Below are 24,748 nucleotides of genomic sequence, written 5' to 3'. Positions count from 1 at the left end.
ATGAGCGCGCTCGGTGGGGCAGGCGGTGGGCGTCGCCGAGCCGGCGACGCCCGCCCCGGCACGCGCGACGTCGGGATCGCGTCCGTGGCCGAGGAGGCCGAGCGGGCCGAGCGGGTCGAGCGGGTTGAGCGGGTTGCGCACGCCAACCAGGCCAACCAGCCCGAGCAGGGCGAGCAGGGCGAGCAGGCCGAGCAGGCGGAGTCGGCGGATCCCGTCGGGTCCGACGTCGGCGACCCCGCGTGGGACGTCGTGATCCGTGGTGAGGCCGTCCGTGGCGACGAGGAGGACTTCGAGACCTTCGCACGGGCCCGGATGGGGGACCTCCTCCGCTACGCCACCGCCCTCGCCGGCGATTCGCACCAGGGCGCCGACATCGTCCAGGAGGTCCTGGTGCGGGCGTCGTCGCGGTGGCGGCGCATCCGGGCGAGCGACCGGCCCGACCTGTACGTCAAGCGGATGGTCACCAACGAGCACCTGTCCTGGCGGCGCCGTTGGTACACGCGGACCGTGACGGCCACCGGCGACGGGATGCTGCAAGCGCGCGCCCGGGTCGGTCGTGACCCGGCCGACGCCGTGGTCGACCGGCAGGACGTGCAGCGGCGACTGGCCGGGCTCGCGCCGCGCCAGCGTGCCGTGCTCGTCCTTCGCTACCTCGAGGGCATGGACGACCACGAGATCAGCCAGATCCTCGACGTGGCCCCGAGCACGGTGCGCTCGACCGCCACCCGGGCCCTCGCCACCCTGCGTTCCACAGCCCTCTCCGAGGAGGACCGATGACCACGCCGGACGACCTGCGCAGGGTGCTGCGCTCGGAGGCGGACGCGGCCGGTGCCCTCGACCACGACGCGATCTGGGCGCAGGTGGCCACCGGCATCCACCGGCGGCGACGGCGGCGGCGCACCGCAGCGGTGATCGGGACGGCGGCAGCCGTCGCGGCGATCGCCGTGGGGGTCCCCGCTCTGGACCGCGTCGACCTCCCGACGTGGCCGGCTCCGGTCGCGACGGCGCCCCCCGCGCCCGCGCCGACGACGCCCACCCCGGAACCCTCGACGACGCCGGACCCCACCAAGACCCCGTCCTCCGCGGTGACTATCCCGGTGCCCACCGAGGTCCTCGCGCCGGCCCTGCTCGAACCTCGGACGACCACCGACGGCACCGTTGCGTGGGCGCTGCCCGAGGAGTGCGCGGCGGGATCGCCGTCGACCGCGACGGCCATGCTCACGGCACGGGACGGCACCGGTGAGTTCGAAGCGCGGATCGACGTGCAGCAGGTCGCGCTGTTCGCCGACGCCGCCACCGCGGTGGCCGAGGCTGACCGGGTGCGGGCTGCGCTGGCCGCCTGTGACGCGAGCAGTGAGCTGATCTCCACCGAGACGGTGGAGGTGGGTGCGCAGGGGACCGGGGTGGCGCGCGTGTACGGCGACGGCGAGGGTGCGCCGACGCCGTTCGGCACCTACGCCGTCCTCACCCGGCGCGGGTCGGCGCTCGCGCTGGCCACCGTGGACGGCGGTGACGGCTCCACGGAATCGTCCCGCGAACCGGTGACGCAACGTGCTCGACAGCTCTGGGAGCGCCTGTGCGGGTACGAGAGCGCCGGCTGCTGAGGATGCGGTCCGTCGTTCGTTGCGCGCCGCCCGTTGCCCGTCGCCCGGTACTCGCCGTTGCCCGTCGTCGCGCGAGTGGTCGGCGTCATCCGGCGCCCGGAGGGTCCGTGCCGCCGAGGCGGCCTTCCATCGTGCTGCGGATCGGGTTGCCGAATCGGTCGGTGAACGCCCAGGTGGTGTTGGTGTCGCAGGTGATGGTGATGTTCATGCGGTGGATGAGGTCGTGGTGGTACCAGCACAGGAGTATCCCGTTGGTGACGCTGGTGGTGCCGTGGTCGCGGGCCCATTGATCGACATGATGGGTTTCGCAGAGCACGGGTGGTGCGGTGCAGCCGGGGTAAACGCAGTGTTTGTCGCGGGCGATGATGGCGGCGCGCATGTGCGGGGTGAAGAGTCGTTTCTCGCGGCCGACGTCCAATATCTGGGAGTCGGCCGAGAAAAGGAACCGGGTAAACCCGCCGTCGCACATCAACCGGTTCAACGCCGCTCGCGGGACGGGGGTGCCGTCGTGGTACTGCGGGATGCCGATCGGTGAGGCGCCGCTGACCGCGGCTGCGGTGAGCAGGTCGTCGGAGCCGGGCTCGTGCACGGGCTGCGCGGCTCCCTCGGCGAGAGGTGCCTGCCCGGTCTGGCTGCCCCGATCGCTTCGCGCGGCGCTTGCGGGGCCACCGACCGCCGGCACGAAGCCGGCCACGGCGCCTGTGTCGACCTCACCCGTGCCCGTGCCCGTGTCTGCATCGTCCTTCGCTTCGCTGCTGGCTGCGCCGGCGCTGGCTTCGTCCAACGGGGCCCGGGCCGCCTCGGGTTCGTGTTGCCCGTCGGTCCCGGCTCGTGCGGCTGTTTCGGCGTCGGTGATGACGCTGTAGGGGACCAGGACGCTGACGTGGGGGCGGACTCCGCCGCGGGTGCCGGTCAGGCCGCGGTCGAGGACGACGCGGGCGAGGTCGCCGAGGGCTTGGGCGCGCCGCTTGGCGGGGGTCCGGTCGTCACCGACCGCGGGTACGGGGGTGATCGCCTCGAGGGCGGCCTTGAGGTACTGGCCGTTGTCGATGGTGAGCTGCCCGGCCAGGTGGTACCCGTCCGACGTCCGCGACATCGTGAAGTGCTCCCGGTCCGCCGCGTCCCGGTAGCCGCGGTCGTCGGCGTCGGGGTCGGCGGCGGCGGCCCACCGGCGGGTGAGGATCCGCAACGAGTCGACCGGCCACACCTTCGCCTGCCCGACCAGGAACTCCTCGTTGCAGTCGTTGCCCGGGTCGGCGAGCACCTCGCACCGCAGCTGGGTGGTGGGCGCGATCGTGCCGATCACCTGGACCTGCTCGTGGGTGATCGACCCGGCCACGCCAGCCGCCGCAGTCGCCGGCAAGTGATCCCGCAGCGCCCGGCCCAGGCGCACCTGGGCGTGCGCGGTCCGCACGCTGACGCGGTGCCGGGCGGCGACCCAGCGGGGGAACGACCGTGCCCCACCCAACGCCCACAGCCCGTCGGCCTCGACCACCGGCAGCATCCGCGCACCGACGACCCCCAGGCGGCTGACCACCGACGCCGCCGCAGCAGCGATCACCGCGGCCTGAGCCCCGTCCAGGCCGGTGGTGTCCACCCCGGCCACCGCGTCGGTCGCGGACAGCAACGCACCCACCGCCGCGGCGACGTCGGGCGGCAACACGGAAAGATCAGGCAAGGACCCGCGCACGTCTCGGGAGGTGGCCGGCGTGACGTCGTCGGAATCCACCGCACCCACCTCCCCGCCAGACGGTCGCGGCGCCCTCGCCACTAATCCTTGTTTCCTTGACCTCCATGCTAGAACGAGCCACTGACAAGGCTGACAACGCACTCGAGTTCTGTGGACGGCGTCACTCACAATGCGCCTGGGGTCGGCGTGGTGGCACGCTGAAATGACTCCAGTAATGCGCAGAACAGCGGGTGGGGCCATGGCGTCATGAATCAAGCGGCGGCAACGCAGCCTTCCGAGGGTGGGGCGGACCAGGCGCGCTCTTCCTGAAGAGCCCGAAGTGCCCGAAGTGTCCGAAGTGCCCGACGTGCCAGAACTGCCGGCGCGGCCAGCGCCGCCCGCCGATCAGCGCGCCGCGTTGTCTCCGACCCGGAGCTTGGTGCACAGCCGCGCGAGCTCCGCCTGCTCGCCGTCGGTGAGGGCGCCCGTCATCCGCGCGACGATCGACCGGGCGTGCACCCGGCCCACCGAGCGCTGCACCCCACGCCCGCGCTCGGTGAGCGACACGACCGTGCCGCGTCCGTCGTGCGGGTCGCGCTCGCGCTCGACGAGCCCGTCTGTCGCCATCCGTTCGACGAGCCGGCTCAGGCCGGGCTGGCTCAGCCGGGTGTTGTCCGCGAGGTCGCGCAGGCGGCTGCGGCCGCCCGGGCATCCCGTGAGCGTGTAGAGGACGTCGTACTCCTGCATGGACACGGGCGCGCCACGGAAGTCCTCCGCGAACTCCTTCATGAGGCTGACCTGGGCGCGCAGCAGCGACTCCCACGCGTCGACGGCGAGGCGGGCGTCGGCCATCACGGGTCCTCGGCGTCCGTCACGTCCGCGACCTGTGCGTCCAGCACGCGGACCAGCTCGTCCCCGTCGACGGTCGCCGCCGTGCCGTGGGCCCCGGCGCCGATCGACGCCGGACGCCCCGGGACGCGCAGGTCGGCGACGACCGGCCAGGCGCGCGTCGACCCGAACGGGGTGATCGTGCCCCGCTCGTACCCCGTGACCGCCTGCGCCGTGGCGGCGTCGGGCATGGAGAGGCGACTGACGCCGAGGAGGGCGCGCAGCTTGGGCCACGAGATGGTCCGGTCGCCCGGGACGAGCACGAAGAGGTAGTCGTCCTCACCGCGCCGCACCACCAACGTCTTGACGATGCCGGACGGGTCGATGCCCCGGACCTCGGCCGCCTCGGCCAGCGACCGCACCCGGCCATGGCGCGTGAGGCCGTACCGGATCCCGGCGGCGTCGAGGGCCGCGACGGCGCGTCGCTCACCCGGGGAACCGGTCGTCGGATCGTCCGTCATGGCGTCAGCGTACGGATGGCCCCCCACACGGCACGTCCACCCGGGACCCCGCCGGCATCGGCGTCGTCCCGGGGCTCGCACGTCTCGAGGTGTCGCCCTGGCTACTCGCGGGTAACGTCGTCGCGCCCGTGGACCGGACGACGAACCCGCTCGCAGGCATGCGGAGCACAGCGGGCAGCACGGCAGAGCAGAACAGAGGAGCGATGGACGACAGCGACGGGGCGACGACGCCCGCCGGCATCACCGTCGAGCAGCACGACGGGACCACGACGGTCGTCCTCCGGGGTGAGATCGACGCCAGCCGGCGCGAGTCGGCGAGCCGCTCCATGGTCGCGGTGCTGGCGGGAGACGGTCCCGTCGTGCTCGACACGTCGGGTGTCACCTTCATCGACTCGTCGGGTCTGGCCTTCCTGCTGCAGGTGCACGGTGTCGCCACGGACGCCGGCCGGCCCGTCGTCCTGCGCGACCCGTCCGGCGCCGTCGTGGAGCTCCTCGCCCTGGTCGGGCTCGACACGCTGTTCCACGCGAAGCCGCAGGAGGTCTGCCCCGCGGAGGTGACCCACGGGTCCCCTCCGCATGCGTGAGCAGCGCTCGCCCCCAGGTGCGGAAGCGCTCCCGTCGCGCGACGATCGGCGCGTGACGACGCCCCCTGCCGCAGACGTGACGGACGAGCCCACCCGGCTGCGCCGCAGCGTGACCGGTCCCCTCCTGTTCCTGTTCATCCTCGGCGACGTGCTCGGCGCCGGCGTGTACGCGCTCGTCGGTGTCATGGCCGACGCCGCCGGCGGCATGTTCTGGCTCCCTCTCCTCGTGGCGCTCGGGATGGCCCTGCTCACCGCGGCGTCCTACGCGGAGCTCGTCACCAAGTACCCGCGGGCCGGCGGCTCGGCGGTCTTCGCCGAGCGCGCGTACGGCAAGCCCCTCGTGTCGTTCCTCGTGGGCTTCTCGATGCTCGCCGCCGGGGTGACCAGCGCTGCGGGCCTCTCGCTCGCGTTCGCCGGGGACTACCTCGGACAGTTCCTCGACGTGCCCCCGGTCCCGGCCGCGCTTGTGTTCCTCACCCTCGTCGCACTGCTCAACGCTCGCGGCATCAAGGAGTCCTTGAGCGCCAACATCGTCATGACGGTCATCGAGGTGTCCGGTCTGCTCCTCGTCGTCGTCCTGGGCGCGATGGTGCTCGGCCGCGGCGACGGCGACGTCGGCCGCCTCAGCGAGCTGCCCGACGGCGTCGGGGTGGGTGGCGCCGTCCTCGCCGGGTCCCTCATCGCGTTCTACTCGTTCGTCGGCTTCGAGACGTCGGCCAACATCGCCGAGGAGGTCCGGGACGTGCGCCGCGTCTACCCGCGCGCGCTGTTCGGGTCGCTCATCGCCGCCGGTGCCGTGTACCTCCTCATCGGCCTGGTGGCGCCGATCGTCGTGCCGCTCGACCAGCTGTCCGGGTCGACCGGGCCGCTGCTGGAGGTGGTCCGCGTCGCCGGCGGCGTCCCCCTCGACCTGTTCGCGGTCGTCGCCCTCATCGCGGTGGCGAACGGTGCGCTGCTGACGATGATCATGGCGAGCCGCCTCGCCTACGGCATGGCCGACCGGGGGCTGCTGCCGTCCGCCCTGGGACGCGTGCTGCCGCAGCGGCGGACGCCGTGGGTCGCCATCGTCGTCACCACCGCCGTCGCGATGCTCCTCACCGTCACCGGCACGCTCGAGGACCTGGCCTCGACCGTCGTCCTCCTCCTGCTGTTCGTGTTCCTCAGCACCAACATCGCGGTCCTGGTGCTGCGCAAGGACCGCGTGGCGCACAGCCACTTCCGCGCGTGGACGCCGATCCCTGTGCTCGCGGTCGTCTCGTGCCTCGTGCTCTTCACCCAGCAGGAGGCGTCCCACTGGCTCCTGGCCGGCGCGCTGCTCGCGGTGGGAGTCGTCCTGTACCTCGTCACCCGACGCAGCTCGGCGCCGCAGCAGGACGCCTGACCGTCGGGTCCGATGCCGTGTGTCGGGGCACGCCCTGACGGGCGTGTGGGTGGCCCGGGTTACCGTCGCGTCATGCGGCTGCTGCACACCTCCGACTGGCATCTGGGTCGCACCCTGCACGGTGTCGACCTGCTCGAGCACCAGTCCGCCTACCTCGACCACCTGGTCGACGTGGTGCGTGACGAGGGGGTCGACGCGGTCCTCGTCGCCGGGGACGTGTACGACCGTGCGATCCCGCCCGTCGAGGCCGTCACCCTGCTGTCCGAGACGCTCGCGCGGCTCACGGAGCTGTGCCCGGTCGTCCTGACCCCGGGCAACCACGACTCCGCCGCCCGGCTCGGCTTCGGTGCCGCCCTCATGCGCGACGGCGTCCACCTGCGCACCCGCGTGGCCGACGTCGGCTCCCCGGTCCTCCTGCGGGCACGCGCGGCGGGGGACCCCACGTCCGTCCTGGTCTACGGACTGCCCTACCTGGACCCGGACGCGTCGCGCCGGGCGCTGTCGACCGACCCGGAGCAGCCGCTCGCCCGCTCCCACGAGGCGGTCGTCCGCGCCGCGATGGACCGCGTCCGGGCCGACGTCGCCGCCCGAACCGCTGCCGCGCCTGCTGCCGATCCGGCGGCGCCACCGCCGCGGACCGTCGTGCTCGCGCACGCCTTCGTCCTCGGTGGTGCGGCCTCCGAGTCGGAGCGCGACATCCGGGTCGGCGGGATCGACCACGTCCCGGCCGACGCCTTCGCGGGTGTGGACTACGTCGCGCTGGGCCACCTGCACGGACCACAGCGCGTCGCCGGCCCCCGGGCGTCGTCCTGCGCTACTCCGGCTCGCCGCTCGCCTACTCGTTCTCCGAGCGCCACCACACCAAGTCGAGCGCGCTCGTCGAGATCGGGCCCGACGGCGTCCTCGGCGACGTGCGCCTCGTGCCGGCACCGGTGCCGCGGCGGCTGTCGGACGTCACGGGCGCGCTCGACGACCTCCTCGGCCCGGCGGGGGAGCCGTACGTCGACGACTGGGTCCGCGTGGTCGTCACCGACGCCGCCCGTCCGCCGGAGCTGTTCGCCCGGGTGCGACGCCGGTTCCCGCACGCCCTGGTCGTCCAGCACCGCCCCCCGGTCGTCGGTGAGCGTGCGGCGGTCGCCGTGACCGCCGCGCACGACCCGCTCCACGTCGCGGGTGACTTCGTCGAGCACGTGACCGGCGCCCCGCCGTCGGCCGACGAGGTCGCTGTGCTCCGCGCGGCTCTCGAGCACGTCGTCGCCGCGGAACGGAGCGCCTGATGTACCTGCGCACGATGACCCTGCAGGCCCTCGGGCCGTTCGCGGGCACCCACACGATCGACTTCGCCGAGCTGGGTGCGTCCGGCATCTACCTGCTCGAGGGCCCCACCGGCGCCGGCAAGTCCACGCTCATCGACGCCGTCGTGTTCGCGCTCTACGGCAAGGTCGCCTCCACCGCGACCAGCGACGACCGCCTGCGCTCGGGGTACGCGTCCGACGACGTCGACACCGTGGTGGACCTCGTGTTCGAGACCGGCGCCGGCGTCTTCCGGGTGCGCCGGACGCCGGAGCGGCAGCGGGCCAAGAAGCGCGGGACCGGGACGACGAAGCAGCAGGCGACCATCAAGCTGTGGCGGCTGGCGAGCGCCGATGACGCGGACGGCGGCGAGCTCCTGTCGACCCGCCTCGACGAGGCCGGCGCGGAGATCCAGCGTGTGATCGGGCTCGACCGTGCCCAGTTCGTCCAGACCATCGTGCTCCCGCAGGGCGAGTTCGCGAGCTTCCTGCGCGCCGACCCCGAGCAGCGCCGTGGGCTGCTGCAGAAGGTGTTCGGCACTGAGGTCTACGAGCGCGTCCAGGACCGGCTCGTGGCCATGCGGCGCGAGGTGCAGGCGTCGGTCGATGCTGCCCGCTCGGCCGTGGCGATCGCCGCCGCACACTTCGTCGGTGCGGCGTCGGTCACGGACGACCCGGCGTTCGCGTGGGGCCGCGCGCACGCGGCGGCGGACGGGGACGCCCCGATCGGCCCGGACGCTCCGATCGGCCCGGACGCTCCGATCGGCCCGGACGCCCCGATCGGCCCGGACGCTCCGATCGACCCGGACGTCCCCCTCGCGACGGCATCGGAGCTGCGCGCCCTCGGCGACGCCGCCGACCCGGACCTGCTTCCCGCGGCGCACGCCCATGTCGTGGCCCTGGCGCACGAGGCGGAGGCGGACGCGCAGGCCGACGCCGCTGCCCGGCAGGCGCTCGCCACCGCGCGGGAGCACCTCGACACCGTGCGCGTGCTCGCGGACGCGGTGGCTCGCCGGGACGCCCTGCGGCGCGAGCACGGGCAGCTGCTCGCAGCAGCGGACCAGCACGCCGAGGCGGTCGCCCGGTGCGACCTCGCGCGACGCGGCGCGGTCGTCGCGTCGCTGCTCGCGGGAGCCGAGGCCGCCGGGCTCGAGGTGGCGTCCCTGCAGGACGAGGTCGACCGGCTGCGCGGCGAGCACCCGGGCCTGACGGACGCCGGGAGCGACGAGCTCGCCGGGGCGCGGGAGGCGCTGGCGGCGGAGGTCGCGCGGTTGGGACGGCTCGAGGCGATCGAACGCGAGCTGCCGGCGCGGCGACGTGCGCTCGCCACGCAGGAGGGTGCGCTCGCCGCCGACGGGGCCGAACGGGCAGCGCTCACCAGCGAGCTCGCCGGTCGCCCCGCGCTGCGGGCCCTGCTCGTCGACGCCGTCGAGGACCTCGGGGACCCGGGGGCCGAGCTCGCGACCCGGCGCGGGGAGCTCGCGGCCGCCCGTGAGCGTCGCGAGGCGGCTGGGCTCGCCGTCACGCTCGACCACGAGGCCGCATCGGCCCAGGTGCGCGCCGCGGAGGCGGTGGTGGCCGCGCAGGACGCGATCGACGCGGAGGCGGAGCTGCGGGCCCGGCGGCTCGCCGGGATGGCCGGCGAGCTGGCCGTGTCCCTCCGCCCGGGGCAGCCGTGCCCTGTGTGCGGTGGCGCCGACCACCCGGCGCCGGCCGAGCTCGACCTGCAGCACCCCGATGCCGAGGCCGTCAGCGCCGCCGAGGCGGTCCGTGCCCGCGCCGAGTCGGTCGCGTCCGACGCGCTCGCCGAGATGGCGCGACTGACCGAGCGAGCAGCGGCCCAGCGGGTCCGCGCCGGAGGCGCCGGGCCCGACGAGCTCGACGTGCTGCTCACCGGGCTCGCGGCACGCGTGCAGGAGAGCGAGGACGCGCAGCGTGCGCTCGCCGCGGCACGCCGCCGCCTGCAGGCGCACGATGCGGAGACGGACGTGCTGCTCGACCGTGCCCGCGGCCTCGACGTCGCGGTCGCGCACCGCCGGGCGACGCTGGACGGGCTGGTCACGGCGCTGGAGGCCGATGCCAAGGAGGTGGACGCCGCGCGGGTGGGTGCCGTGTCCGTCGCGGCCCGGGTCGAGCAGATCACCGCCGACGTGCGCACGATCACCGCGCTCGCCAGGGCGCTCACCGCCCTCGACGGCGCACAGCGGGACCTGCTCCGCCGGACCGCCGAGCTCGAGCACGGCCTCGCCGAGCAGCGCTTCGCCGATGCGGCCCAGGCGCGGGCCGCGATCCTGCCCGCAGCGGACCTGCGGCAGCTCGAGGACATCGTGTCCCGCTACACGGCCGAGCTCGCCCGGGTCGAAGCGGCGCTCGCCGAGCCGGCCCTCGCCGGGCTCGGCGACGACGTCGTCGTCGACGTGGCGGCCGCACGGCAGGCGTGCGCCGACGCCGAGGCTGCCGCGGCCGAGTCCGCCCGGCAGGCGACGCTCTCGGCGCGGTGCGCCGACGCGGCGGCGGCCGGGGTGCGCGAGGTCGAGCGGGCCCTGACGGCGCACGCGGCGTCGCGTCGCGCGGCGGAGCCGGTGGTCCGGATGGCCGACCTCGCCTCGGCGTCCGGCGGCGACAACGCCAAGCGCCTCACGCTCGCCACGTACGTCCTGGCGCGACGGTTCGAGGACGTCGTCGCGGCCGCGAACGACCGGCTCGCCGGGATGTCGGACGGTCGCTTCGAGCTCGTGCGCAGTGAGGAGCGCGAGGACGTCGGCTCCCGCAAGCGCGGGCTGGCGATGAAGGTGATCGACCACCGCATCGAGGCCGAGCGCGACCCGCGCACGCTGTCCGGCGGCGAGACCTTCTACGTCTCGCTGTGCCTGGCCCTCGGCATGGCCGACGTCGTCACCGCCGAAGCCGGGGGCATCGATCTCGGGACGCTGTTCGTCGACGAGGGCTTCGGCACGCTGGACCCCGAGACCCTCGACGCCGTCCTCGCCGAGCTCGGCCGCCTGCGCGCCGGTGGCCGGGTGGTCGGCGTGGTCTCGCACGTCGAGGCGCTCAAGCAGTCCATCGCCGAGCGCATCGAGGTGCGGCGGCTGCCCGACGGGTCGAGCACGCTGACCGTCCGCGCGGGGTAGCCGGACCTCGCGTGGACGGTCAGCGTCCCTCACACCAGCCGGCGGCTCCCGGGCTGCACCACGCGCAGCCACCGGTAGCCGTACCCGCCGATCGGTACCTGCACCGTGCCGTCCTCGGAGCACGTGACCCGCCCCTCCTGCAGCAGGTCCACCAGCTCGGTGTCCGGGCCGACGTCGTCCAGCACGAGCGGGACGACGCAGGGCTCCGCGGACAGGTTGTGCACCGCGACGAGCGAGCTGTCGTCCCACGTGCAGCGGTGCGCGAGGACCGCGTGGTGCGGCTGGTCGAGCACCTCCCCGCGAGCCCACCCCAGCTCGGGGCACTCCCGGTAGCGCCGGGCCAGGTGACCGATGAAGTTGAGCAACGAGTCGGGGTCGTTGCGCTGCGCGGCGACGTTGATGTGCTCCGGACCGAAGCCGCCGGTCACGACGGGCGCGACCAGGTCGTCCGGTTCGGCGTGCGAGAACCCGCCGTTGCGCTGCGCGGTCCACTGCATGGGGGTGCGCACGGCCAGCCGGCCCGGGACGTCGAGGTTCTCGCCCATCCCGATCTCCTCGCCGTAGAACAGCACCGGCGTGCCCGGCACGGAGAAGAGCAGCGAGTAGACCATCCGGATGCGGCGCGGGTCGCCGTCCAGCATCGGCGGCAGCCGGCGCCGCAGCCCGCGGCCGAACAGCTGCATGGACTCCTCGGGCCCGAAGGCGTCGAACACCTCCTGCCGCTCGTCGTCGGTGAGCTTGTCCAGCGTGAGCTCGTCGTGGTTGCGCACGAACGTCGCCCACTGGGCGTCGACCGGGATCTCGGGCCGGTCGCGCAGCGCCTGCGCCGCGGGGCGGGCGTCCTGCCGGGCGAGCGCCAGGTAGAACTGCTGCATCCCGACGAAGTCGAACATCATCGAGAGCTCGTCACCGGCGCCGTCCCCGAAGAACCGGATCTGCTCGGGGTAGGGCAGGTTGACCTCCCCGAGCAGGATGGCGTCGCCCGAGCGTCGGCCGAGGAACGACCGGAGCGACCGCAGGTAGTCGTGCGGGTCGCCGTCCGGGTTGCCGTCCCGCCCACCGGCCCCCTCCAGGAGGTACGGGACGGCGTCGACCCGGAAGCCCGACAGGCCGAGCTCGAGCCAGAACCCCATGACCTTGGCGATCTCGTCGCGCACGTGCGGGTTCGCGACGTTGAGGTCCGGCTGATGCTTGTAGAAGCGGTGCAGGTAGTACTCGCCGGTCGTCTCGTCGAGCTCCCAGATGCTGTCCTCCTGGTCGGGGAAGACCACCTGGTCGCTCGTGTCCGGCGGCTCGTCGGCGCGCCACACGTAGAAGTCGCGGAAGGGGTTGTCCTTCGACGACCGCGACTGCACGAACCACGGGTGCTGGTCGGAGGTGTGGTTGACGACGAGGTCGGCGATGACCCGGATGCCGCGGTCCCGTGCGGTGCGGATGAGCTCGACCAGGTCGCCGTGCGTCCCGAGCCGGGAGTCGACGCCGTAGAAGTCGATGATGTCGTAGCCGTCGTCACGCTCGGCCGACGTGTAGAACGGCATGAGCCACAGGCACGTCACCCCGAGCTCGGCGAGGTGGTCGAGGCGCTGCGCGAGCCCGGGGAAGTCGCCGACGCCGTCGTCGTTCCAGTCCATGAACGTCTCGGCGTCCAGGCAGTACACGACGGCGTTCTTCCACCACAGGTCGCCGGTGTCGGTGATCTTCACGACGCGACCCCCGCCGCGGGGCCGGTCGACCGGCGGGTCGCCGTCCGCAGCTGCGGCAGGACGTGCTCGCCGAACGCGTCGACGAAGGCGTCCTGCTGCTGGCCGACGTGGTGCAGGTACACCCGGTCGAAGCCGACGTCGATCAGGTCGGCCAGGTACTGGGTGTGCCGCGCGAGGTCGGCGGAGACCATGACGACGTCGCGGACCAGGTCCTCGCCCGCCCCCTCGCCGACGACGTCGAAGTGCGCAGGTGTCTCGAGGTCCCAGCACACCGGCGGCGGGTACACGTTGGTGCGCCACTGGTCGTGCGCGAGTGCGTACGCCTCGCCCTCGGTCGGTGCCCAGGACAGGTGCACCTGCACCGAGACCTCGCCGCGGCCGCCCGCGTCCCGGTAGGCCCCGACGACCTCGCGGAGCTTGTCGATCGACTGGTTGGTGGTGACGAGGCCGTCGGCCCAGTCGGCATGGGCGCGCGCGGTGGCGACCGTCACGGCCGGGCCGATGAGCATGGGCGGCTCCTCGGGGAGCGACCACAGCCGGGCCCGGTCGACCACCACGTGCCCGCGGTGGCTGACCTCCTCCCCGGCGTGCAGCGCGCGGATGATGTCCACGCACTCACGCAACCGCTCGTCGCGCTCGGCCTTGGACGGCCAGCGGTCACCGGTGATGTGCTCGTTCAGGTCCTCCCCGGAGCCCAGCGCGACCCACAGCCGGCCCGGGTACATGGCCGCCAACGTCGCGCTCGCCTGGGCCAGCACCGCCGGGTGGTACCGCTGGCCCGGAGCGCTCACGGTCCCGAAGCTCAGGTCCGTCGTGGCGAGCGCCGACCCGAGCCAGGACCAGGCGAACCCGGAGTGGCCCTGCCGCTCGCTCCACGGCGCGATGTGGTCCGAGCACATGCCGGCGTCGAAGCCGGCGTCCTGCGCGCGGCGCACCACACGCAGCAGCTCGGCGGGGTGGATCTGCTCGTGGGAGGCGTGGATCCCGATCGTCGTCATCCGACGTGTCTACCGTGAGCAGCGTCCGGGTGCCCACCCACCCGCGAGGGTCCGGGGGCCGGGTCAGGCCACCGGCACCTCGGCAGCGGACGCCGGTGCGGACGTCGCAGGCGCCGGTGCCGCCGGTGCCGACGTCGACGCCGGTGCGGACGCCGCAGGTGCCGACGCCGACGCCGACGTCGCCGGCGCGGAGGCCGCGACCACCTCGGCCCGCGCGGTGCGACGCCAGCCGCGGGAGACGCCGAGGAGCAGCGCGGCGCTGACGAGGATGGACCCCGCCATCACCGCGGCCATCGCGGTGGCCGGGGACCCGCCGATGACACCGGTGAGCGGGGCGACGACGGCGCCGGTCCCGAACTGCAGCGCACCGAGGAGCGCGGCGGCGCTGCCCGCGCGGTGCGGGTTCGCGTTGAGCGCGATCGCCGGGGCGGACGGCATGACGAGGCCCACGGTGGCGAGGGTCAGCACGAGCAGGACGGTGACCGGGACGAGGCCGCCGCCCGCCTGCGCGACGACCAGCAGGGCTGCGGAGAGCACGACGCCCACCGCGACCGCGACGACGAGGATCTGCTCGGGCCGGAACCGGCCGACCAGCGCGCCGTACACCTGGCTCGCGATCGTGATGGCGACCGCCCCAGCCGCGAAGACGTACCCGAACTGCTGGGCATCGAGCCCGAACTGGTCCTGGAAGACGAACGTCGAGCCGGCGACGTAGGTGAACAGCGCCGCGAGGTACGCGGCCGAGAGCAGGGCCAGACCGAGGAATCCGCGGTCGAGCAGCAGCTCGCGGTAGGTCCGCAGCGCCGCGGACGTGCCGCCGGTGCGGCGCTTCTCCACGGGGAGCGTCTCGCGCAGCCGGACGGCGGCCAGCACGATGAGCAGCACACCGACGACGGTCAGGAAGCCGAAGATCAGCCGCCACGACCCGAATCGCAGGAGCTGGGCGCCGAGGGTCGGCGCGAGGACCGGAGCGACCCCGACGACGAGCATGAGGCGTGCCATCGCCTTGGAGACGGCGATCCCCTCGAAGCTGTCCCGCAGGATCGCCATCGACAGCACCATGCCGGCGGCCGCGCTGAACCCCTGGACGAAGCGCAGCACGGTGAACAGGGCGATCGAGTCCGCCAGGACGAGTCCCGCGGACGCCAGGATGTAGACCGCCAGCCCCCGAGCAGGGGCCGCCGACGTCCGAACGTGTCGGACAGCGACCCGAGGAGCACCTGGCCCAGCGCCAGTCCCGCGAGCGAGGCGGTGAGCGTGAGCTGCACCGTGGCCGGTGCGGCACCGAGGTCCGCGGCGATCTCCGGGAACGCCGCGAGGTAGGTGTCGAACGTCAGCGGTCCGACGGCGGTGAGGGCCGAGAGCAGCAGGATGAAGCCCGCGCCGATCCGCGTGCGGGCGGGGGCGTCAGGACGGGTCCGCGTGGGCGCGGAGAGAGCGGGCATGCCGGGCGGAACGGCGCCAGGGGGCTCAGTTCTTCCCGACGACGTGGATCGTCCGGATCGTGGACGCGTGGTCCCGGCGGTTGGTCACCACGACCAGCCGCGCGCGGCCAGCTCGACCTCCTCGCGGAACCGCTCGTGCCGGTCCTGCGCCACGGTCGAGACCCGCCCCGGCGGACCCTGGGTGGGGACGCCGGCGAGCCGGCAGGCTTCCACGAGCATCGCGTCGTAGGCGGCCTCGGTGGCGCGCAGGTGGTGCACCCGCGCGTAGACGTCGGCGCTGCGCTCGAGCGCGCGCACCTCGTCGGCGAGGACCGCGAGTCGCATCTGGACCCGCAGGACCTCGAAGGGGTCCGGGGGCGGCGCGGGACGCCGCAGCCGGAGAAGGAGCCACCTCATCGCGGGTCACCTCGTCGGCGTGAGACCTCAGGCTAGGCCGGGCACCACGCGGACGCCACGGGCGGGAGGGGAACATGCCGACCGGATCGCCGCCACACGGTCCAGCCCGCGTCCGCTCGGCGTCTTGCCTCGGCGTCGGGTCTCAGCGTCCACCCCCGACGTCGGTGGCTCGACGACCTCGCACCGGTCGAGCTCGCGCTCGACCGCATCCCGCTCGGCCGCCGTCACCCACAGCCCGTACGCGGCCTTCACCTCCGCCTGCCGCATGACGTACCGGCACCGGAACGGGCGGTGCGGTGGAAGCCACGTGGCCGCGTCACCGGCCCCCTTGGCCTGGTTGAGGTCGCCGTCGACGGCGAGCAGGTTGCGGAGGTCGTTCGCGAACGCCGCCCGGGTCGCCGGATCCCAGGCCTGCGCTCCCTTCTGCCACGCGTCGGACAGCGCGACGACGTGGTCGATCTGGACCTCGGCGCTCGTGTCGGCGCCGCGGACGAAGTCGACGGGCCGCCCGCTGTACGGGTCCTGGAGCGTCCCGGCCTGCACGACGCAGCCACCGGTTCCAGGTCTCACCTCGAGGACGACGAGGTCGCGCGCCAGGACGTCGTTGCGGGTGTCGCACCCGTTCCGGTCGACGTCGGCCCACGCCGGCCCGAACAGCTCGCGCTCGTACCCGGTGCGGGGCGCGCGGCCCTTGACCTCGAGCGCGTCGAGGGCTGCACGGGCCGAGGTGATCTCGGCCGCGGTCACGGGGTAGCGGGGACCGGAGTCCCCGGACGTGAGACCGGGCCATGCGAGCAGCACTCCGACCACGACCGCTGCGGTGGAGAGCAGGTAGACGACCACCGACACGGCGCGGCGTCGGGCACGACGAGGAGGGGCGGGCGGCACGAGGACGAGCGTGCCACCGCGCGCACCCGCGGCCCGACCCGGTCGGTCGGACCGGTGGGCGCCCCGGCCACGCCGGCAGTCGGGGGTCGGCCCTCCCGGCGATCCGCGGATGACAGATGTCACGTCCGGGGCGTGCCGAACTCCTGACCCGTGGATGACGCGCCGGCCTACCGACCGGCTCCGCCCGCGGTGAGGATCGACGTGCGGACCGACGCCGGAGCCGCTCCACGACCGAGAGGACCAGCCCGCCATGATCGAGACCCTGCAGGACGTCACCGCCTCGCTGCCGCCGCTGCTGCAGTGGCTGGGAGTGGTGCTCGCCGGGGCGATCCCGTTCGTGGAGTCCTACCTCGGTGCCGTCATCGGCGTGCTGGCCGGTCTCCCGGTGGCGGTCGCCGTCCTGGCCGCGGTCGTGGGCAACGTCGTCTCGATGCTCGTGCTGGTGCTCGCCGCCGACGGGGTCCGCAGCCGGGTGGGGCGGCCGCGCCCGGAGCCCACGCCGCGGCAGCAGAAGGTGCGGCGCGCGTTCGACCGGTACGGGGTGGCCGGCGTGAGCCTGCTGGGCCAGACCCTGCTGCCCAGCCAGATCACCTCGATGGCGCTGGTGTCCTTCGGCGCCCCGAAGAAGCTCGTCATCGGGTGGCAGACGGTCTCGATCATCCTGTGGGGGGCCGCCTTCGGGCTGCTGGCGATGTGGGGCGTGGACCTGCTCGCGGCCGCCTGACGCCTGCGCCCGACGACGTCGCGCCGTCCGGCCTCACTCGCCCGACCTCATTTGCCCGACGTCGCCTCGCCCGGCGTGGCCTCGTGGCCGCGCCGCCCGTGCGTGCGGTTGCGCTCCTTCATCGTCGACTCGTACACGTGGCGTCGCCCACCGACCAGGCGCTCGCGGACCACGCGCTCGGACTCCCGGAAGGTGGTCCAGTAGCCGTCGTCGAAGTCCTCCACGACCTGGAACGACCAGCGGCCCTCGAGGACGTTGCGCCCCACGAGCTCACCCCGCACCGCGTCGGCCAGCTCGCCGTGGCCGGCGTCCTCGAGCTGGTCGAGGGCGTCCTGCAGCTCGTTGTCCGCCCGGCCGATGAGGCGGTGGAACGCGTAGAGCATGCCGCGTGCGTGGTCGGCGACCTCGAGAGCGGCGGTGACCTTGCCGACCGCGACGACGGTCGCCTCGTCGACCTCGGGCGGCGGCTCGTGCGCGGGGTCGGGCCGATCGGGGTCGGACGGCAGGGCCGGTGCGCCGGCGAGGACCTCGGTGGGGTCGGGCTGCGTCATGCCGACATCGTCGGGCGCGCCTCCCCGGTGCGCACCCGGAGGCGGGCCGGGGGCGCGTCGCCGTCCCCCGCTGCCCGTCGACCCCGGCGGCCGGCGCGACCCGGGAACCGGGCAGCGCCCGACCGGCGACCGCGGCGCGGACGGGTCTAGGCTGCCGCCCGCGAGGCCGACCGGCTCTGCGCGATCCGACCGCCGGGAGCAGACATGGCTGTCCTGTCCGAGATCTTCGCGACCAAGCACAAGGGCGCCCTGGCGCGGGCCGAGGCGCTCGACGCCGGTGGTGACGCACCCGAGGACGTCCCGCACCTGGAGCTGAGCGACGTCACGACGCTCGAGCTCGAGGTGCTCGGGGAGATCGCCGCCAGCACGCTCCGGTTCGGGACCGGTGACCTCGAGCTCGAGGAGGTGGACCTCGACCACGAGTCGCTGTTCGAGCTCCCGCCGTTCCTCTGCGAGGTCCTCGCCGAGCTGGGCAAGGCCGAGGACCCCGACGCGCTGGCCGAGGTCGCAGCGGCCTGGGCGGCGTCGGAGGAGATGGGGATCGACGCAAGCGTCGCCCAGCCGATCGTCGCGGACCTCGTCGAGCTCGTGACCAGTGCGTCGCGCGAGGGCCTCGACGTCTACCTGTGGGTCGAGCCCGCCTGACCCGCCCTCGACCCGGATCCGCCCTCGACCCGGATCCGCCCTCGACCCGGATCCGCCCTCGACCCGGGACCGTCCTCGGGGCCACCATCGCAGTGGGCGCCGCAGCACGGTGGCGTGGAGCGGAGGGGACGACGTGTCCGGTGAGCCAGCCTTCTTCGAGCTCGGCGTCGAGGACGCCGGGCGGGCACGGACGTTCTACGGGGCGCTCTTCGGATGGTCCTTCGGCCCTGGTCCGTCCGGTGGTGACGGGGCGGTGATCCGGACGCCCACCGTCCCGGGTGGCTTGCACGCCGGTGACCCGGCCGCGTCCCCGGCCCTGTTCTTCAGGGTCGACGACCTCGACGCGGCGACGGCGACCGTGCGGAGGCTCGGTGGGACGGTGGAGGGCTCGTCGGACCCGGACCCGGATCCGGACCTGGACCTGGGTGTGGAGCCATCGCCGGAGGACGGGCGGGAGACCGACATCGCGCACGGACGGTTCGCGATGTGCCGGGACGACCAGGGATCACCGTTCGGCCTCGTCGAGCCGCCTCGGGGCCACCGGGCGGCACCCCACGGTGACGTGACACCGGCCGCCGGCCCGAGCGTCGACGTCGACGTCGTCACGCTGGAGCGAGCGGGCTGGGAGGCGTTGTCCACCGGACCCGCCGAGGCGACGGCCTTCTACGACGCCGTCCTCGCCGCGACGGCCGTCATGCTGCTGCCTGGTGGCCTGGTGCTCACCGACCGGGCGCAGGTCATCGCGTCGATGAGCGGTCCGCCGTGGTCGTCGCACCGCCTGTCGGACGTGACCGTCCTCGAGCCGGCACCGGGCACAGCCCTCGTGCACTACGCGGCCCGGGCGACCCGCGGTGACGTGGAGTACGCGGCGCTGTGCGCGAGCCTGTACGTCCGACAGCACGGCACGTGGCGCCTGGTGTCCCACCAGCAGACGCCGGGCTGACCCGGCGGGGCGCTCGGTGGTTCCGGGCAGCCGGTCTGCGCTGTCATGCTCGTGGCGCGCCCGATCCCGGGCGCGCACCCACAGCGAAAGGCACTGCGATGCTGGCCGGCTTCAAGAGCTTCATCATGCGCGGCAACGTGATCGACCTCGCGGTCGCCGTCGTCATCGGCGCCGCGTTCGCCACGGTGATCTCCGCACTGGTCGACGGATTCATCAACCCGCTCGTCGCGGCCGTCTTCGGGACCGTCGACCTGGACTCGGCGCTCGTGTTCGAGGTCAACGACGCCGTGTTCTCGATCGGGATGGTCATCGGGGCGGTCATCAACTTCCTCCTCGTCGCCGCGGCCGTGTACTTCGCGATCGTGCTGCCGATGAATCGGCTCGCGGAGCGCCGCAAGGCCGGCGTCGAGCCGGAGCCCCAGGCGCCCGCCGAGGACATCCTCCTGCTGCAGGAGATCCGCGACCTGCTCGCCGCCCGCCGGACCGTCTGACGCGGCACGTTCCGACGGCACAGCTCGACGGCACAGCCCGACGGCACAGCTCGACGGACGCGGCGACCCCCGAAGGTCCCCGCGTCCGTCGCCGGCGGGCGTCGGCCGTGCGTCGCCGACCGCACCGCGCCCTGCTCCTCGGCGTCACCCACGACGGGTCACCGCCTCGCGGCGAGCAGCGAGGAGCGCTGCCGCGCCCAGGAGCACCGCGGATCCGAGCACCCACGCCACGTGCAGTGCCACCGGTTGCAGCGGAGCCCCGGTGAACGCCTCGACGTCGCCGGCGGGCAGGAGCGCCCGGTAGGCGAGCTGGCCGAAGTGGTAGGTCGGCAGGACGGGGGCGATGTCACCGATCGGGTCGGGGAGCTCGGACAGCGGGACGAAGAACCCCGACGCGAACGCGAGCGGCAGGAACACCACGTTCGCGATGACGACCGCCACCTTGGGCCGGACCAGGTACGCGATCGCGAAGCCGAGCGGGCTGAACAGCACGACACCGGCGAGCATGGTCCCGCCGAAGAGCGCCCACTCCTTCAGCTCCAGCCGGACACCGCCCGCGGTCGCGGCGAGCGCCGCCATGGTGACGACGATCAGCAGCCCGTGGACGAGGGCCGCACCGACCTTTCCGGCGAGGTAGATGCTCGTCGGGAACGGTGTCGCGGCGAGCGTGCGCAGCCATCCCCGGCCGCGGTCCTTGGCGACGTCCTCTCCGAACACCACGATCGCGAGCGTGACGACGCCGTAGCAGGACAGGGACACCAGCATGGCGAGCCCGATCCGGGTGCCGTCCGGCAGGAGGCTCGCGGCGTTCGTCAGGCCGAACATCGCGTAGAGGATCACGGGGATCACCACGGCGCCGACGGCGAACTCGGGGCTGCGCAGGTTGGCCCGCACCTCCGTGGCGACCTGCAGGGCGAGCAGGCCGCCTCGGCCGCCGGTGGGGCGCGCTCGCTCCCCGGTGTCCTCGGGGGCGGTCCGGGCAGCCGTCCCGCGCGTGGCGTCGGCACCGCCTCGGTGCGCCGCGAGGTGGGTCGGGGGCGTGCGCGTGGTCATCGGACCGCTCCTTCGGGGTGCGCGGCGGAGAGCTCCTCCGTCAGGGCGAGGAAGACGTCCTCGAGGTCGTCGTCGCCGACGAGCTCCGAGGGTGCGCCGTCGGCGATGAGGCGGCCGCCGGCGATGACGACGATGCGGTCGGCGACAGCCTCCGCCTCGGCCATGTCGTGCGTCGCGAACAGGATCGTCGCCCCGTGCCGGACGGCGGTGCGGGCCTGCGCCCAGAAGGACCGACGGGACACGACGTCCATGGCGGCGGTCGGCTCGTCGAGGAGCAGCAGCTCCGGCTCGCCGACGAGAGCGAGCGCCAGCAGCAGGCGCTGACGCTCGCCGCCGGACAGCGTGGTGACGGCCCGGGTCGCCCGGCTCGTGAGCCGCACACGCTCCAGGACGTCGTCCACGGGAACCGCCCGCGGATAGGACCGGCCGACGAGCCGGACGAGCTCGCGGACGGTGACCTGCTCGGGCAGGCCGGCGCCCTGCAGCATCGCCCCGACCCGGCCACGGGCAGCCGACGGCGGACCGCCGAGCACCTCGACCCGACCGTCGCTCGGGCGGGCGAGGTCGAGCAGGAGCTCGAACGTCGTGGTCTTCCCGGCGCCGTTCGGGCCGAGCAGGGCGACGATCTCGCCGCGCCGGACGGTCAGGTCCAGCCCGTCCAGGGCGCGGACCTGGCCGTACTCCTTGGTGACTGCGGACATCTCGATGACGGTCATCGGTGGCCTCCTTCGGTGCCCCTCCGACGCTAGGGAGACCACGTCGGGGGACAGGTGCCGGAGGTCATCGATCGTGGTCATGACCTCTGGCACGGTCGTGCGGGGCGGGACCGCTCGTAGGGTGGCGCGCATGCCCACACGCACGGACGAGCGGCTCGCCGCGGGCACCGGGCTCGCCGCCACCCTGGTGGTGGGGATCGCCGGGCTGGTCGGGGTGTGGACGGACGGATCCGGGGTGGCGCTGCCGGCTGCGTGGTGGGTGGGCTACGCGGTGTTCGTCGCGGTCTTCGTCCTCGACTCCGACCTCGTGCCGCTCGGGCTGCCTCCGGCTCCGCACCGGCACCCCGCGTTGCGGTCGGAGGTGCTGTCCCTGGTCGAGGTGGCCGCGGCGATCGCGGTGTGGTTCGCGGCTCCCCACGCCGGCTGGACGTCGGTCCTGTTCGTGGTCAGCGCCGTCTCCGTGGCCTTCGTCCACCACCGCATCGTCTTCCTCGTGGTCGTCGCGGTGCAGACCCTCGTGGTCGCGATCGGTACCGCGATGCTCGGCCGCTCCACGACCGACGTCGTCCTCCTGGCCCTCGTCTACGCGTCGTTCCAGGCGTTCGCCGGGCTCCTCGTGCTCACGGCGCGGCGGGAGGCGGAGAGCCGCGCGGCGCTCGCGGCCGCGCACGCCGAGCTGCGGGCCACCCTGACGCTCCTGGCCGCCTCGAGCCGCGACACCGAGCGGCTGCGCATCTCCCGCGACCTGCACGACGTCGTCGGGCACGGGCTCACGGCGCTCGCCCTGGAGCTCGAGGTGGCCTCGCACCAGGTGACGGGTGACGGCGCCGAGCACGTGGTCCGCGCCCGTGGCATCGCCAAGGACCTGCTGCGGGACGTCCGGTCCACCGTCGGGGACCTGCGCACCGCGGTGCACGGGCTCGAGGCCGCGCTGCGCGACGTCGCCCGTACCGCACCCGGCCTCGACGTGTCGGTGCAGGTGGACGAGCGCGTCCCGGTCGACGGGGCGGACGCCGTCGTCGTCGTGCGGTGCGTCCAGGAGCTCGTCACCAATGCGCTGCGGCACGCCGGTGCCCGGGTGCTCGACGTCCGCGTGGTCGCCGACGCCGACGGCGTCACGCTCCAGGCGCGGGACGACGGGCAGGGCGTGCACCGGCTCGAGCTCGGCAACGGGCTGACCGGGATGGTCGAGCGCGTCGAGGACCGCGGTGGTGTCATCACGTTCGACCCGGGTGCGGGCCGCGGGTTCGGGGTCACGGCGAGGATCCCGGCGCCATGACCCGGGTGGCGATCGTCGACGACCAGACGCTCGTGCGGCACGGCATCCGCAGCCTGCTGGCGCTCAGCGCCGACATCGAGGTGGTGGCCGAGGGTGAGGACGGTGACGACGCGCTCGCGATCGTGGCCCGAGGCGACGTCGACGTCCTGCTGCTCGACCTGCGCATGCCGCGCCGCGACGGCATCGCGGCCCTCGAGGCGATGCGCGAGCGCGGCGACGCCGTGCCGGTGCTGGTCCTCACGACCTTCGACGACGACGAGCTCGTCCTGCGCGCGGTGCGGGCCGGCGCCCGGGGCTACCTGCTCAAGGACGTGACCCTCGACCAGCTGCTCGGGGCGGTGAGCACGCTCGCCGCGGGCGGCACCATGCTCCAGCCCACGCTGACCGACCGGCTGCTGCGTGCGGTGGCGGCGGGCCGCTCGGCCCCCGACGGAGCGCTGGGCCGCGCGGAGCCCCTGACGGCTCGCGAGCTCGACATCCTCCGGCTGGTCGCCGCCGGGTACTCCAACAACGAGATCGCGTCGGCGCTGCACCTGGCCCCGGGCACGGTGAAGAACCACGTCACCGCGGTCCTCCTCAAGCTCGGCGTGCGGGACCGCACCCGCGCGGTGCTCCGTGCGCTCGACCTCGGGCTGCTCGCGGGCCCACCGCCGGCGGAGCGCGGTCCGGGCGGTCCGGGACGTTCGAGCCGTTCTGGTGGACCAGGGGGACCGGGGGAATCGGGGGGACCAGGAGGACCGGGGGGACCGGGCGAGCGTCGAACGGGTGGGAGCCGATCGGACCGGGGCCGGTCGCCCGACGACCGCTGAGGTGGCGTGCGGCCCCGTCAACCCGCCCCGCCGGGCCTCGGGTCCGGATGGGGTCCCGTGGGGTGCGGGGTCGGGCCGCCTTCATCGGGGGTGGTGTCGGCGCGGTCGTCGTGGCCTGGGTCGTCGGTGTCGGGCGGTGTCGCCCCGCCGGTCGCGGCGCCTGGCTGGGCGTGGGCCCGCGCCTCGGCCGCCAGCTGGGCCCGGAGGGCGTCCTGACGGCGTCGGCGTCGGATCTCCGTCAGGGCGAGGACCAGGGCGACGACGACGGGGACGACGTACTGCGCGTGCTCGAGCACCCACTGCAGCCACGCCGGGAGGGTGACGTCCGGCAGGTCGATGTCCGGCCACGGGATGGACGGGAGGTCCCAGTCGGGCCACGGGATCGACGGCAGGTCGACGTGCGGCCAGGGGATCGACGGCAGCTCCCAGTCCGGCCACGGGATGGCGACGACGAGCCGGAACGCGAGCAGGCCCAGCAGCAGCGGGAGGACGACCTTGGCGACGCCCCCGATCGCGGCGATGGCCGCGTGACGTCGGGGGTTCCGGCGGATCCGCTCCTCCCAGAGCGCCGCGGGGAGCCCGGTTCGGGGTCGAGGTCGATCCCACCGGTGCCGATCGCCGCCCGCGCGGATGCGCTCATCCGGCCGTCCGCCTCGTACCAGGTGGCTCGCCGCGGCCGGCCGAACGTCGTGAACCGCACCCCGACGGCGCCGAGGTCGGTGGCGCCGGCCTGGTCGTCGGCCCGGGCCTGGTCGTCGACGTCGGTTCCGGTGTCGGTGCCGGTGTCCGTCGCGGGCTCGGCCTCGGGGTCGGCCGCGGGCTCGTCGTCGGCGCCCGACTCGTCGTCGAGCCCGTCACCCGGCTTGAGGCGGACGTGCTCGTCGGCGGACCGCCGGGTGGCGACCAGCCGGCCGTCGACGTGCCAGGTGATCGTCCGGGAGACGGATCCGCTGACGACCTCGACGCGGTGCCGCCGACCGTGGACCGACAGGTCCCACCGTTGCGGCGGCTTCTCGTCCGGCATCCTCCCGAGGGTAGACACGTGCCCAGGTGGACAGGTACCGCCCTCGGTCAGCCGGTCAGCCGGTCAGCCGGTC

At 74.2% G+C, this 24,748-nt stretch carries 22 protein-coding genes and 2 pseudogenes; 12 read left to right on the top strand and 12 right to left on the bottom strand.

The features are described from left to right. Together REH70_RS18740 and REH70_RS18735 are read left to right on the top strand one after the other, a co-directional pair. Complete coding sequence (locus REH70_RS18740; RefSeq protein ID WP_310749690.1) at nucleotides 1-777, top strand: SigE family RNA polymerase sigma factor; 777 nt, start codon at nucleotides 1-3, stop codon at nucleotides 775-777. Beyond that, complete coding sequence (locus REH70_RS18735; RefSeq protein ID WP_310749688.1) at nucleotides 774-1,604, top strand: hypothetical protein; 831 nt, start codon at nucleotides 774-776, stop codon at nucleotides 1,602-1,604. The genes REH70_RS18740 and REH70_RS18735 overlap by 4 nt, the downstream gene beginning before the upstream one ends. A gap of 85 nt (nucleotides 1,605-1,689) precedes the next feature. Here the strand turns inward: REH70_RS18735 and REH70_RS18730 are convergent, their stop codons facing one another. From REH70_RS18730 to REH70_RS18720, 3 genes are all read right to left on the bottom strand, one after another. Next, complete coding sequence (locus tag REH70_RS18730; protein WP_310749686.1) at nucleotides 1,690-3,333, bottom strand: DUF222 domain-containing protein; 1,644 nt, start codon at nucleotides 3,331-3,333, stop codon at nucleotides 1,690-1,692. A gap of 345 nt (nucleotides 3,334-3,678) precedes the next feature. Further along, entirely contained in the window at nucleotides 3,679-4,125 is a 447-nt protein-coding gene (locus tag REH70_RS18725; RefSeq protein WP_310749684.1) for a MarR family transcriptional regulator, read from the bottom strand. After that, nucleotides 4,125-4,622, bottom strand: coding sequence for a YbaK/EbsC family protein (locus REH70_RS18720; RefSeq protein WP_310749682.1), 498 nt, complete (start codon nucleotides 4,620-4,622; stop codon nucleotides 4,125-4,127). Before REH70_RS18720 ends, REH70_RS18725 begins: the two co-directional genes overlap by 1 nt. A 203-nt stretch (nucleotides 4,623-4,825) precedes the next feature. Between REH70_RS18720 and REH70_RS18715 the strand changes: the two genes are divergently transcribed. The 4 genes and pseudogenes from REH70_RS18715 (at nucleotide 4,826) to REH70_RS18700 (ending at nucleotide 11,010) form a co-directional block, all read left to right on the top strand. After that, nucleotides 4,826-5,206, top strand: coding sequence for an STAS domain-containing protein (locus REH70_RS18715; RefSeq protein WP_310749680.1), 381 nt, complete (start codon nucleotides 4,826-4,828; stop codon nucleotides 5,204-5,206). A 52-nt stretch (nucleotides 5,207-5,258) separates the two neighbouring features. Further along, nucleotides 5,259-6,587, top strand: a complete 1,329-nt coding sequence (locus tag REH70_RS18710) for an APC family permease (protein ID WP_310749678.1) — start codon at nucleotides 5,259-5,261, stop codon at nucleotides 6,585-6,587. Nucleotides 6,588-6,659: 72 nt separating this feature from the next. Beyond that, a pseudogene (locus REH70_RS18705) lies at nucleotides 6,660-7,864 on the top strand (exonuclease SbcCD subunit D). After that, the gene (locus tag REH70_RS18700; RefSeq protein ID WP_310749676.1) at nucleotides 7,864-11,010 is read left to right on the top strand and encodes an AAA family ATPase; all 3,147 of its coding nucleotides are present in this window, start codon (nucleotides 7,864-7,866) and stop codon (nucleotides 11,008-11,010) included. Before REH70_RS18705 ends, REH70_RS18700 begins: the two are co-directional and overlap by 1 nt. A gap of 29 nt (nucleotides 11,011-11,039) precedes the next feature. Here REH70_RS18700 and REH70_RS18695 read toward each other — a convergent pair whose 3' ends face one another. The 5 genes and pseudogenes from REH70_RS18695 to REH70_RS18675 all read right to left on the bottom strand — a co-directional run bounded on the left by REH70_RS18695 (nucleotide 11,040) and on the right by REH70_RS18675 (nucleotide 16,440). Then, nucleotides 11,040-12,713: an alpha-amylase family protein gene (locus REH70_RS18695; RefSeq protein WP_310749673.1), complete on the bottom strand. Its 1,674-nt coding sequence runs from the start codon at nucleotides 12,711-12,713 to the stop codon at nucleotides 11,040-11,042. Then, nucleotides 12,710-13,711: a TIGR03885 family FMN-dependent LLM class oxidoreductase gene (locus REH70_RS18690; protein WP_310749671.1), complete on the bottom strand. Its 1,002-nt coding sequence runs from the start codon at nucleotides 13,709-13,711 to the stop codon at nucleotides 12,710-12,712. The genes REH70_RS18695 and REH70_RS18690 overlap by 4 nt, the downstream gene beginning before the upstream one ends. A 63-nt stretch (nucleotides 13,712-13,774) precedes the next feature. Continuing rightward, nucleotides 13,775-15,156 (bottom strand): annotated as a pseudogene (locus tag REH70_RS18685) (multidrug effflux MFS transporter). 84 nt (nucleotides 15,157-15,240) lie between these two features. Beyond that, nucleotides 15,241-15,552 (bottom strand): hypothetical protein, encoded by a 312-nt coding sequence (locus REH70_RS18680; RefSeq protein WP_310749669.1) that lies wholly within the window; start codon nucleotides 15,550-15,552, stop codon nucleotides 15,241-15,243. Between the two features lie 27 nt (nucleotides 15,553-15,579). Then, a complete protein-coding gene (locus REH70_RS18675; RefSeq protein ID WP_310749667.1) occupies nucleotides 15,580-16,440 on the bottom strand; it encodes an HNH endonuclease family protein in 861 nt (286 codons plus the stop codon). Nucleotides 16,441-16,690: 250 nt separating this feature from the next. Here REH70_RS18675 and REH70_RS18670 point away from each other — a divergent pair, with 250 nt between their 5' ends. Beyond that, a complete protein-coding gene (locus REH70_RS18670) occupies nucleotides 16,691-17,164 on the top strand; it encodes a hypothetical protein (RefSeq protein WP_310749665.1) in 474 nt (157 codons plus the stop codon). A 47-nt stretch (nucleotides 17,165-17,211) separates the two neighbouring features. On the opposite strand, the gene REH70_RS18665 is transcribed toward REH70_RS18670, so the two are convergent. Next, a complete protein-coding gene (locus tag REH70_RS18665; RefSeq protein ID WP_310749664.1) occupies nucleotides 17,212-17,715 on the bottom strand; it encodes a hypothetical protein in 504 nt (167 codons plus the stop codon). Between the two features lie 204 nt (nucleotides 17,716-17,919). Here REH70_RS18665 and REH70_RS18660 point away from each other — a divergent pair, with 204 nt between their 5' ends. The 3 genes from REH70_RS18660 to mscL all read left to right on the top strand — a co-directional run bounded on the left by REH70_RS18660 (nucleotide 17,920) and on the right by mscL (nucleotide 19,794). Next, complete coding sequence (locus REH70_RS18660) at nucleotides 17,920-18,360, top strand: hypothetical protein (RefSeq protein ID WP_310749662.1); 441 nt, start codon at nucleotides 17,920-17,922, stop codon at nucleotides 18,358-18,360. Nucleotides 18,361-18,493: 133 nt separating this feature from the next. Further along, the gene (locus REH70_RS18655; protein WP_310749660.1) at nucleotides 18,494-19,303 is read left to right on the top strand and encodes a DUF4440 domain-containing protein; all 810 of its coding nucleotides are present in this window, start codon (nucleotides 18,494-18,496) and stop codon (nucleotides 19,301-19,303) included. Between the two features lie 98 nt (nucleotides 19,304-19,401). Continuing rightward, the gene (mscL, locus tag REH70_RS18650; RefSeq protein WP_310749658.1) at nucleotides 19,402-19,794 is read left to right on the top strand and encodes a large conductance mechanosensitive channel protein MscL; all 393 of its coding nucleotides are present in this window, start codon (nucleotides 19,402-19,404) and stop codon (nucleotides 19,792-19,794) included. 144 nt (nucleotides 19,795-19,938) lie between these two features. Here mscL and REH70_RS18645 read toward each other — a convergent pair whose 3' ends face one another. After that, on the bottom strand, nucleotides 19,939-20,847 hold the full coding sequence (locus REH70_RS18645; protein ID WP_310749656.1) for an ABC transporter permease: 909 nt from the start codon (nucleotides 20,845-20,847) through the stop codon (nucleotides 19,939-19,941). Next, on the bottom strand, nucleotides 20,844-21,563 hold the full coding sequence (locus tag REH70_RS18640) for an ABC transporter ATP-binding protein (RefSeq protein WP_310749654.1): 720 nt from the start codon (nucleotides 21,561-21,563) through the stop codon (nucleotides 20,844-20,846). The genes REH70_RS18645 and REH70_RS18640 overlap by 4 nt, the downstream gene beginning before the upstream one ends. 130 nt (nucleotides 21,564-21,693) lie before the next feature. Between REH70_RS18640 and REH70_RS18635 the strand changes: the two genes are divergently transcribed. Continuing rightward, nucleotides 21,694-22,842 (top strand): histidine kinase, encoded by a 1,149-nt coding sequence (locus REH70_RS18635; protein ID WP_310749651.1) that lies wholly within the window; start codon nucleotides 21,694-21,696, stop codon nucleotides 22,840-22,842. Then, a complete protein-coding gene (locus REH70_RS18630; RefSeq protein ID WP_310749649.1) occupies nucleotides 22,839-23,651 on the top strand; it encodes a response regulator transcription factor in 813 nt (270 codons plus the stop codon). Before REH70_RS18635 ends, REH70_RS18630 begins: the two co-directional genes overlap by 4 nt. Before the next feature lie 238 nt (nucleotides 23,652-23,889). Here the strand turns inward: REH70_RS18630 and REH70_RS18625 are convergent, their stop codons facing one another. Further along, the gene (locus tag REH70_RS18625) at nucleotides 23,890-24,675 is read right to left on the bottom strand and encodes a hypothetical protein (protein WP_310749647.1); all 786 of its coding nucleotides are present in this window, start codon (nucleotides 24,673-24,675) and stop codon (nucleotides 23,890-23,892) included. Nucleotides 24,676-24,748 lie beyond the last annotated feature (73 nt).

It is taken from the genome of Cellulomonas sp. ATA003, from assembly GCF_031582905.1.
In the GTDB taxonomy this organism is placed as follows: domain Bacteria; phylum Actinomycetota; class Actinomycetes; order Actinomycetales; family Cellulomonadaceae; genus Pengzhenrongella.
This window is presented reverse-complemented; position numbering and strand designations above follow the sequence as displayed.